This is a genomic window from Candidatus Cloacimonadota bacterium (assembly GCA_021734245.1).
GTDB lineage: Bacteria > Cloacimonadota > Cloacimonadia > Cloacimonadales > TCS61 > B137-G9.
In genome coordinates, this window is record JAIPJH010000102.1 from 1 (window position 1) to 10903 (window position 10903).

A 10903-nucleotide genomic window follows, 5' to 3' on the forward strand; every position below is an offset into this window, starting at 1 on the left:
ATGCGAACCCCTTCTTCCTGCACGAGTTCGACCACGAGCGTGAATCTGAATTTGAGTTTACGAAAATTTAGCAGCGAAGTAGCGCATCAGAGAAGAAACAGTGTTTCTTTGAAATGCAATCCTCTCGGGCGTGCCATTTATTCGTGGCTTGCAAAGCAAACGCGAACAGATGATTTTTTACTCTTCGCGAAGCAAAAACAAAACCAACGAGATGAATTTTTCCTAATCTTTCAATTCTTCATAAGGAAAATACATCGGTTAGAATTTTCTTTTATTTCTATTTCTTCTTAATCCATTTCTTTGCTTCATTCAAAGAAATAAATCTATCATAATTTATATTAATTTTATTGGTGATAGTAGTAATGAGATTACTAATTCAGGAATCGAAGATTTGAAAATAATTAGAACTGATAGCTTTCCCCTAAGTCAAGATGAGATTTGAATTGCAGAAGCGCAAATAGAACAGACAACATCTGTATCGCTTCTTCGTAGAACAGTTATTGAATGGTATAATGAACAAGGTCAGTATTTACAAATAATAGATCCAAATTATTACCAAGGTATTAATATTTATATGGATTATGCAGCTAATTGTTGGATTATTGGTGTTGAAAGTTATAAACCTTTTGTTCATCATGTGTCAATTAGAAGAAGCCACAATATTGAGGCTTCCGGAGGATATTTTTACGATGCTACAATGTTTGGAAATGGGGGGGGGGATGAGTGTTCTTACCAATTTCCTTGACAAATCTTTGTCTCAAATCAAATTTTTCATATTTTCTGATGCGACTTTTCTCAAAAGCGCATCATAGACTGATTATAGGTAACTGAATTGTTGGTTTCAGTCATCTTGCGGAACTTAAATTTATCTTGTTGATTCTACAATAATTCGAAACAAAAGCATCGGTCGAAAAATTATTCTATAAAGGTATTTAGATGAACAAGAAAATTTTAGTAGTAATTTTTAATTCAGTAACCCTTTTCCCATCTCAAATTCCCAAGCTTAGAGGCTTCTTCTCAAACAAATTTCCGGAAGATACAGAATTCCATAATCATTTACCAGATGGTAGTTTCTCTTATAAATTTCCACAGATTCAATACAGGATCATCAATAAACATCCTGCACTTATTGGAATAGAAAATGGAATTGAGATACTTAAAAGACTTTTCTTTTCTCTGGATGAAATTATCATCGATAATCGGGTTTATAACCTACATGAAAAGGAAATCACCTTGAAAGCTGTAAAGATTGGAATATCTGATGAATTCATTAATTACCGTTTTTCTTCTCCCTGGATGGCTCTTAATGAAAGTAATTATTTGAAATACAATGATAAAAACAAGTTCGAGAAGCAGCAATTCCTGAAACATATTCTCAGGGAAAATCTCAAAACGCTTTCCAAAGGATTTGATTATTGGATACAGGAAATCGAAGAAATCAAGGTGGAAGGTTATTTCAAACCCAGACAGGTAAATTTTAAAAACCGCAAAATGCTTTGTTTCTCCGGAGATTTTACTACCAATTTCCATATTCCCGAATTTCTGGGATTGGGAAAACAAAGTGCACGGGGTTTTGGTGTGGTGGAATATGTGCGTTGAGCATATAACCGAAGACAAACTTGCGATGAAAAAACACAAAAGCGACAATGCGTATTTTCGCCAAAACGAGAAAAGAGATTATGAATAGAAATTCACAGAAACGCATTTACGGTGATAATATTTATTTCATCACCTGTGCTGTGCATGATAAAATTGAATTTTTCAAAGAATCTCAATTATGTGAATTATGGATACAGGAAATCAAATTATGCAAAGAATTGAAACAATTTTTATTAATCGCCTTTTGTTTGATTTACGATCATTTCCATTTATTGATTAAACCCAACAACGAGATTGCCAATTATTCGAAAATTATGCATTTTTTAAAACGAAATTTTTCACAAAATGCCAATAAAATTTTGGGTTATGTGCGATTAAATGATGAAGGCGACAATGCGCCCGAAGGCGACAATGCGCATTGTCTTCAATGGCAAATCAAAATGGATAATTTCGTTATTCAAACAAGAAATAAATTTCTCGAAAAACACGGAAAATATCACAATTTACCCAAATTCAAATGGCAAAAATCATTTCATGATCATATTATTCGAAATCAAAAGGATTTGGCAAATCATTGGAATTATACGATGAATAATTTTTTGAAACACGGGTTACCCGAAAATTGGCAATACACCGGATTGAATTACCCGGAGCTCATCGATGAAATCGATTGATCGATCATACGAAGGCGACGTTGCGGTGAAAAAACACGAAAGCGACGTTGGCAAACGTCGCCCATTCGCCGCAAGCGATGATGCGCATCATCGCCAAACCCAACCGCGTTGTTCGCGAACGTCACGAGGGAACATGGCGACAATACGCATTGTCGCATTCGCAAAAAAAACGGAGGTGAGAGATGATAAATAAATTAAAAATCTTAGGCGAGTATATATCTGAAAACTCACAAGATCTGAATACAATGAATATTAGCGATATTAATTCAGCAAATGTTATTGTATTAAGTTATACTCTAATCGAGAATGAATGTGAATTTAAAGAAATCGACATAATGGAATATGATGACACAAAGAAAAACAAATTAATGCTTTTAAAAGATATAAAGGGAAATAAAGTTTCATCTTTTCCAACTGTTTATATCGATTCAAAAGGGATTGAAAAATCGTTGAAAAAGATAAATCGAATATTAAAATCTACGATGGAAATAAATACAGATCTGAAAGCTTTGAGTACTTTGTTTAATTATGAATTAGAAAACTGGAAAAAAGCAAATCAAAATAATCCTGACCGAGAAAAATCAGAATTAATGGAAAGTAACTTTTTGGAAAAAATCCCAAACTATTTATCTACTGAAGATAAAAATTTATTAACAATTAAAATTAATGATAAATTCATTGGCGATTCAGAGTATTTTAAACCAGTAATCCATAATTACCTTGAAACTAAAGACGAAGAATATTTCAATAAATATAATACCTCATCTTTGGGTGTAAAAACTCATTGTTATATTTGTGGAAAACTATCAGAAAAAGTATTTGGATTTTGTGATACATTCAAATTTTATTCAGCAAATGAAGATGCTTACATTGCTGGAGGTTTTAATAAAAGCAATACATGGAAAAATTATCCCATTTGTCCAGTTTGTGCAAATCATCTTCGCATTGCACGAGATAGGTTATTTAAAAATTTTGATCGATATTTCTACGGAAATAAATATTTGATGATACCATCTTCAACATTAAAAAAAGGTGACTTCCTTGATTTTTTTTATGATCTTGAAATGGAGTTTAAAGACCTATCACTAAAAAAAGAAAATGAATCGAATCAGCAGTTAAGGAATGAACTGGAAGAAGAAATATTTGAGACTTTTGCTAAACAAAAAGATCAATTTACTTTTACATTTTTTTTCTATAGAGCAAGTAATAGCGAATTTAAAATCCTTCAGGAAGCTGAAGATGTTTTACCTTCAAGATTTCAGAAAATTATAAATGCAAAAGAGAAAATGGAATATTTTGATGAATTCAAAAATTTGAAAGGTCTTTATAAAAAGGGAGTGTCTCACAATCTTTCTTTTAATTTTGGAATTATTAAAACTTTTTTTTCAAGTGATTTCAACAATGACTTCCTGGATATTACAACCAAAATCTTTAAAGGACAGGTTATCAGTAAATCTTTCATATATCACCAGATTTCTGAACATTTGGCTAAAGGATTCAGAAATGAAGCACTTTATCATGACATTGAAAAAGCAATGATATTTCTTAAATTTTTATATGAAATGAAATTAATAGAAAATAACAAAGAAAAAGTGGAGGTAAAAATGGAAAACAAGTATGAAGACTATTTCCAGAAGCATCCTGATTTTTACAATGCCGATTGGAAGAAAGGAGTCTTTTTGGTTGGAGTTTTAACACAGCACGTAATGGATATTCAATATCGAGAAAGAAATGCAAGACCATTTCGTTCGCGTTTGAATGGATTGAAATTAGATGCACGATCTGTTAAACGTTTAATACCCGAATCCATCGAAAAACTGGAACAATACAAGAAAAATTACTATCGAGAATTGGAAGAGGCAATCGCTTTATTTATGGAATCCGGTGAGCCGGAGTTGAAGACCCAAAGCGTTGATGAAATCAGCTTCTACTTTGCAATGGGGATGAATCTGAACAAAAACTTTAAATCCAAAAAAGAAATTGAAGGAGAAAACCATGAGTGAAATTATCAGAAACCGCAGTGAGTTACTTTTTTGTTATGATGTAACCGACGCCAATCCCAATGGTGATCCGTTGGATGAGAACAAACCAAGGATAGATGAAGAAACAAATGTGAATTTCGTTACAGATGTTAGGTTAAAACGAACTATTCGTGATTATTTATTCGAGTATAAAGGCTTTAATGGTGAGAACAGAAAAGATATTTTTGTTCATTCTAAGTTCATAAAAGATGGTGATAAAGAAAGTGGATTGCAAGATGGAAAATTACGGGCAAAAGATTTTGAAGAAAATAAAGATGAGATATTAGATGTATGCATAGATATTCGTCTTTTCGGTGGAGTACTTCCATTAAGTGGGGATTCAATTACTTTTACTGGTCCGACTCAATTTAAAATGGGTCGGTCATTACACAAAGTTGAAATCAAACACATTCAAGGTACAGGTGCATTTGCAGGCAAAGCAGGTGCAAAACAAAACACTTTTCGAGAGGAATACATACTTCCATATTCCTTTATTGCATTTCATGGAATCGTTAATCAAAATGCTGCAAAGCATACAAAGATGAAAGATGAAGATTTAAATTTGCTTTTGGAAGGGATGTGGCATGGCACTAAGAATCTGATCAGCCGCAGTAAATTTGGACAACAACCGCGATTATTGATAAAAATAAATTACAACAAACCGAACTTTTTCATCGGTGATTTGGATAAGAAAATCAAGTTAATTGATTTTGATAATGAATTGAAGATTCGCAGTATCAAAGATTTTTCTGTCGATTTGTCTGAATTACTTGCTGCAATCAAAGAAAACATAAAGCATATTGAATCAGTAGAATATATTGCAGATAATGGCTTAAAAATTTATATTCCAGCTGAATGGAAAAAACTCAATCTGTAGGAGAAATTATGAATTTTGTGGTATTTGATATTTGGGCAGATTATGCTCAATTCAAAAAGCCGTTTACAACGATGTCTCCACAAACTTTCAGCATACCCACCGGAACGGCAATTGTAGGATTGATCTCTGCAATCGTTGGTCTTGATAAAAACGAATATTGGAAGTATTTTCCTGAAGGATCTTTTCAGATGGCAGTCGGTGTTCGTGAAGTGGTCAAAAAAGTAGTGATACCAATAAATACACTCAAAACAACCAGCCCAAAACATTTTTATCGTTTTGAGCAGCACAAACAAACTACAATGGAATTTATTAAAGACGGTAAATTCAGAGTATGGTTTGCCTGGGACGATGTGGAGCACTTCCTGCAATTAGTAGCAAACCTGAAAAATCACGAATCTTATTACACTGTTTCTCTTGGGCTGGCATGGAACATTGCTGATTTCAAATATGTTGGATTGTTTGAAGGAAAGAGTTCAGAAAGAAAAAATGACTTCATTGAAATATGTTCAACTATTCCTAAAAGATTGATTGGGGAAAATGAAGAAATTGATTTTGAAAATCGCAAGATATTTATCAATAATATTCCTGTTCGAATGAAATCTGATAACAGCAGAATAGTAGAGCATTATGATGAGTATCTATTTGATAGTGATGGAAATGGTATTCGTGCAAAAATGGGTAATGTCTTAAAAGTAGGAGGTGAATATATCATTCCATTATAAACTGAAATCTCATCCCGACAGGCTGGTGAAACAACATCTTATTGGCGTTCATCAAAAAGCTCTTGCTTTGTTTGACAGTCTTAAATTTGATTTTCCGAATTTTAATCGTGAGGATTTACGAAAAGTGATTTCTGTTACATCACTCTTTCACGATTTCGGGAAAGCAACTTCTTTCTTTCAAAATTATATCCAAAATCCAAAGGTTGAATCAACTGAAGATAGTCGTAAAAAGCGAAGCCACGGATTGATTTCTGCGTTGCTTACTTTCGGCATTCTGAAAGAGGAGTTATTAGATGATTTAATATTACCATTATTCGGATTAATTTTAGTTCGGCGTCATCATGGTGATCTTATGGATTTTAATTCACTTATTATCTTTAATGAAAAAGATTTGGAAAATGTTTTAATTCAAATTGATGCCATTGATTATACGGAAATGAAGAGCATAATATCCGAATGTGGATTTAACAGTTTCGTTAATCGGGATTTTATCATAGATACGGTAAGCTACTTTCAGCCCAGAACTCCAAGAGAACTAAAACGGTTATGTCGTAATTTTTCGATTGAGTATTATTTCGTTATGAATCTTTTATACTCAATTCTACTACAGGCTGATAAAACGGATGCCATTCTGAATGATGATAAATTAATACAATCGGAATTACTTCGCAGCTATGATGTTCACAAGTTCAAGAATCAATTAGACAACAACGTTTTAAATCCGATCGACATAATTCGTAAAACCGCATTCGATGAAGTCGAGAATGAAATTGAAACGATAACAGATAATGACAGAATATTTTCCATAAATATTCCTACTGGTTCCGGTAAGACAATTACTTCTCTGAATGCGGCATTGAAATTATGTGAAAAATTTCATCACACACATATTGTATATTGTTTGCCATTCACTTCGATCATTGATCAGAATTTTGATGTCTTCGAAAAAATAAGAATTTCGGCTAATTTACCGGATGATTCAAGTATTTTACTAAAACATCACCATTTAACTGACATTTTCTATCGCTCAGTTTCGGAAGAAAATATTTGGCAGGAATACTCAATCAACAAAGCTCTTCATCTGATAGAAGGCTGGGAAAGCAGAATTACAGTTACAACTTTTATTCAATTCATATATTCACTAATTTCCTATAAAAACTCAGCACTGAGGAAATTTAATCGGTTTAGCAATGCAGTAATTATTTTAGACGAAATCCAATCAATTCCACATGAATACTGGAGTTTAATCAAAGAAATGTTATCTCAAACATCAATTTTACTGAACACAAAAATAATTTTAGTAACTGCTACGATGCCCTTAATATTTTCCGAAGAGAAAAAAGAAATAATTGAATTAGTAAAAAATAAACAAGAAATGTTTAGGAGACTAAATAGAATAGAACTTGATGTCTCAAATTTATCTCATGAGAAAATGAATTGGGATGAATTTTGCGAAAAAGCTTTCGATTTAGTGAAAATAAATCAAAAAAAGGATATTCTCTTTGTAATGAATACAATTCGTTCTGCAAAAGAATTATATGAGTTCTTTAATGAAAGTATATCAAAGTATCAATTGCTGTATTTATCTTCTCATATTATTCCTAAAGAACGAATTAAACGTATCGACCATATAAAAAGCCAGGGAAAAGATATGCCCATCTTAATTGTATCCACACAATTGATAGAAGCCGGTGTTGATATAGATTTGGATATTGTAGTTCGTGATTTTGCACCTCTGGATAACATATTCCAAACATGCGGTCGCTGTAATCGCGAATGTAGAGATAGTATTAAAGGACAAGTTATTCTGTTTTCTTTGAAGGATTCGAATTCATGGGCTCCCTCGGGTATATATAAAAATTTTTTAAAACAAAAAACATTAAAAGTGCTAAAAGAAAAAAGCATTATACAGGAATCAGAATTCTTTCAGCTATCACATGATTATTTTAATGAATTGAAAAAGGATGACTCCCAAGCCAAATCTTTGAATCTTTTGGAAAAAATCAGTAAATTAAAGTATCAGAATGATGATGAAAAAATCGAGATGAAATTAATTGATGATGATTATTCTGCTTCAGTTTTTGTGGAAATCGATGATACTGCTCAAGGTCTATGGGATAATTATATGCAGATTCAGGAAATGGATAGTGGATTTGATAAAATGATTGCTTTGAAGAAGGCCAGAAGAAAATTAGCAGAATTTATTATCAACATTCCCAAAAAATGCCTTCCATCCGATCACGATTCGGGAATATATCATCTCAGAAAAGACAGGGTATCTGAATATTACGGTAAAGAAATCGGCTTCAAAATTGATAAAGTTCTTCCGCCGGAGAAATCAGTTTTTTTATTATAACCATGGAGCTCTATCTAAACACATTCGGCACTTATCTCCACAAAAAAGGAGAGATGTTCGAAGTTCGTATTGAAGATGAATCCAGGCGGATTTCTCCCAAACGAATTTCGGCAATCGTAATTTCCAACGCTGCCCAGATAACCACAGACGCTATCCAACTTGCTCTGGAATACAATATCGACATTGTATTTCTGGATAAATTCGGCAATCCTTACGGAAGGGTATGGTTGCCCAAACTGGGTAGTACAACCTACATTCGGCGGAAGCTTCTGGAAATCTATCAACAGGATGAAGGCTTGCAATTCGTGAAATCCTGGCTGAACCGCAAAACCGATAATCAACTTCGTTTCCTCAAAGAAATCATCAAGAAAAGACCGAGTACAAATTTTGATGAACAAATAAAAGAAATCGTCAGGTTAAGAGCAATCCTGAATAATATGAACGGTCAACTATCCGAACTGGCAAATAAAATCCTGGGAATAGAAGGGAATATTTCTCGTATTTATTTTAAGATAATTTCGTTATTGATTCCGGATCGATATACATTTAACGGTAGATCATCCCGTCCTGCCAAAGATCCTTTCAATGCTTTTCTTAATTACGGTTACGGTGTTCTTTATAGTAAAGTAGAAAAAGCTCTTATCATTGCTGGACTCGATCCTTACATCGGACTTTTGCATACGGATAATTATAATAAAAAATCCCTGGTATATGATTTTATCGAACCATTCCGAATTTTAGTCGATGAAACTGTTTTCTATCTATTTTCACGGCGGCAGATCAAAGATGCTTTTTATGATGAGATCAAAAAAGGTGTTACTTTGAATGAGGAAGGAAAGAAATTTTTCATCACCAATCTGCTGGAACATTTTGATAAACGCATCAAATATAAAGGTCGTAATATTAAAATGATCGATCAAATCAAAATTGATGCCCATGCTTTCGCTAATTTTCTGATAGGGAAGAGGAAGGAGTTTTAGTTGTTAGTTGGTAGTTGAAAGTTGGTTGTTGGTAGATGGTGGTTGGTAGTTGATGGTTGAGTTGTTGATTGTTGTATGAAAATCAAGGAGTAAAAATGGCAAATATCTCTGAATTGAATGTTTATCAAAATAGTTTGGAATTTTCCAATCAAATCTGGAATTTATGCTTAAAATGGAATTCGTTCGCTTCCAATACCGTTGGTTATCAAATCGTGAAAGCTGCCGACTCGATTTCAGCAAATCTGGCAGAAGGTTATGGCAGATTTCATCTAAAAGATAATATCCATTTTTGTTATTACAGTAGCGGTTCTTTGGAAGAAACAAAAGATTGGTTACGAAAATCCAGAACAAGAAATTTGATCTCAGAAAATACTTATCAGGAATTAACAAAAGAAATCGTAATAATTGCCAAACAACTTAATAAATACATAACATCTCTGAAGAAAAAAATACATCGATCATGAACCACCTACGAACCACCAACCAAGAACCAAGAACCAAAAACCGGAGGTTATAAATGCTAACCTGGGTAATGTACGACATCAAAAAAGACCGTACTCGCAATAAGGTGGCAAAACTTTGTGAAGAAGCAGGAATTTATCGTGTGCAATATTCCGTTTTCGTGGGAGATTTGAACAATGCTCAACGCAAAGAACTTATTGCGGGATTTATTAAGCTTATCAATAAAGATGATGATTCTATCTATATTTTTCCTATGTGTACCGAAGATTTCAAGAAGTGCAAACTTCTGGGACAAGCATTTGATAAAGACCTGATCGCCGACGAAGTGAAAGCTCTGTTGCTATGAAGAATCCATCCACTGAAAGCGACGATGCATTTCGTCGCCCACACGAAACCAGTATCTTCGTCACACCTTCCGATGTGATCGAATATCTCTTCTGCCCAAGATTTTTGTATTACATGCATGTTTTGGATATCGATCAGCACGAACATAAACGCTTACTTGTAAATAAAGGAAGGGACATTCATCAGTTAAAATTGGTTAGGAATAAAGAATATCTTCGCAAAAAAATCGGCTGTATCGATAAACAATTGGATGTTTATCTTACTTCTGCAAAACACAGATTGGTGGGAAGAATTGATGAAGTTCTATTTCTGGAAAATAATTTTGCTGCTCCTCTGGATTATAAGTTTTCTTTCTGGGAAGGTAAAATATATAAAACATACAAAACTCAACAGATACTTTATGCACTTCTAATCGAAGAGAATTTCCAAACGAAAGTCGAGAAAGCTTTTATTGTTTATATTCGCACCAATAATCATTTGGAAGAAATTTCCATAACACCCAAAATGAAACAAGAAGCATTAAAAATTGTGGATGAAATCTTTGATATTTTGAATCTTAATTATTATCCGGCAGCAACCAGATATAAAAATAAATGTCTGGATTGCACTTATCGGAATTTGTGTACTGTCTGAGACAAAATTTGTCTGAGACAAAATTATTGACAATTTAAGGTCAATTCTGCTCTTTACAGATTAATAGAGGTGTTCACAAAAGTCTGAGACGCTGATTTTGGTGTATTTTATACATTTATAAGAATTTTCATTTGAAATCTAATTATATTTTACAAAATCTAATTATAATATATTTCAGATAGTTACGAAAAAAGCGCCTTTGAATTTGTTATCCATTAAACCAAGGATTGAAAC

General features: G+C 33.0%; 10 protein-coding genes. All 10 read left to right on the top strand.

Going from position 1 to position 10903, the window contains the following annotated elements; translation table 11 throughout:
- Positions 1 to 936 precede the first annotated feature (936 nt).
- Positions 937 to 1599, top strand: a complete 663-nt coding sequence (locus K9N40_11905; GenBank protein ID MCF7815172.1) for a hypothetical protein — start codon at positions 937 to 939, stop codon at positions 1597 to 1599.
- 80 nt (positions 1600 to 1679) lie between these two features.
- Entirely contained in the window at positions 1680 to 2273 is a 594-nt protein-coding gene (locus K9N40_11910) for a transposase (protein ID MCF7815173.1), read from the top strand.
- A gap of 182 nt (positions 2274 to 2455) precedes the next feature.
- Positions 2456 to 4276 (top strand): TIGR02556 family CRISPR-associated protein, encoded by a 1821-nt coding sequence (locus tag K9N40_11915; GenBank protein ID MCF7815174.1) that lies wholly within the window; start codon positions 2456 to 2458, stop codon positions 4274 to 4276.
- Positions 4269 to 5171: a type I-B CRISPR-associated protein Cas7/Csh2 gene (gene cas7b / locus K9N40_11920; protein MCF7815175.1), complete on the top strand. Its 903-nt coding sequence runs from the start codon at positions 4269 to 4271 to the stop codon at positions 5169 to 5171. The genes K9N40_11915 and cas7b overlap by 8 nt, the downstream gene beginning before the upstream one ends.
- A gap of 8 nt (positions 5172 to 5179) precedes the next feature.
- Positions 5180 to 5893, top strand: coding sequence for a type I-B CRISPR-associated protein Cas5b (gene cas5b / locus K9N40_11925; GenBank protein ID MCF7815176.1), 714 nt, complete (start codon positions 5180 to 5182; stop codon positions 5891 to 5893).
- Positions 5871 to 8249 carry a CRISPR-associated helicase Cas3' gene (cas3, locus tag K9N40_11930; GenBank protein ID MCF7815177.1) on the top strand — a complete coding sequence of 793 codons (2379 nt, stop codon included), beginning with the start codon at positions 5871 to 5873 and terminating at the stop codon, positions 8247 to 8249. Before cas5b ends, cas3 begins: the two co-directional genes overlap by 23 nt.
- Before the next feature lie 2 nt (positions 8250 to 8251).
- A complete protein-coding gene (gene cas1 / locus K9N40_11935; GenBank protein ID MCF7815178.1) occupies positions 8252 to 9229 on the top strand; it encodes a CRISPR-associated endonuclease Cas1 in 978 nt (325 codons plus the stop codon).
- A 95-nt stretch (positions 9230 to 9324) separates the two neighbouring features.
- Positions 9325 to 9693 (top strand): four helix bundle protein, encoded by a 369-nt coding sequence (locus tag K9N40_11940; GenBank protein MCF7815179.1) that lies wholly within the window; start codon positions 9325 to 9327, stop codon positions 9691 to 9693.
- 53 nt (positions 9694 to 9746) lie between these two features.
- Positions 9747 to 10037, top strand: coding sequence for a CRISPR-associated endonuclease Cas2 (gene cas2, locus K9N40_11945; GenBank protein MCF7815180.1), 291 nt, complete (start codon positions 9747 to 9749; stop codon positions 10035 to 10037).
- Positions 10034 to 10669 (top strand): CRISPR-associated protein Cas4, encoded by a 636-nt coding sequence (gene cas4, locus K9N40_11950; protein ID MCF7815181.1) that lies wholly within the window; start codon positions 10034 to 10036, stop codon positions 10667 to 10669. The genes cas2 and cas4 overlap by 4 nt, the downstream gene beginning before the upstream one ends.
- The last annotated feature ends 234 nt before the right edge of the window (positions 10670 to 10903 follow it).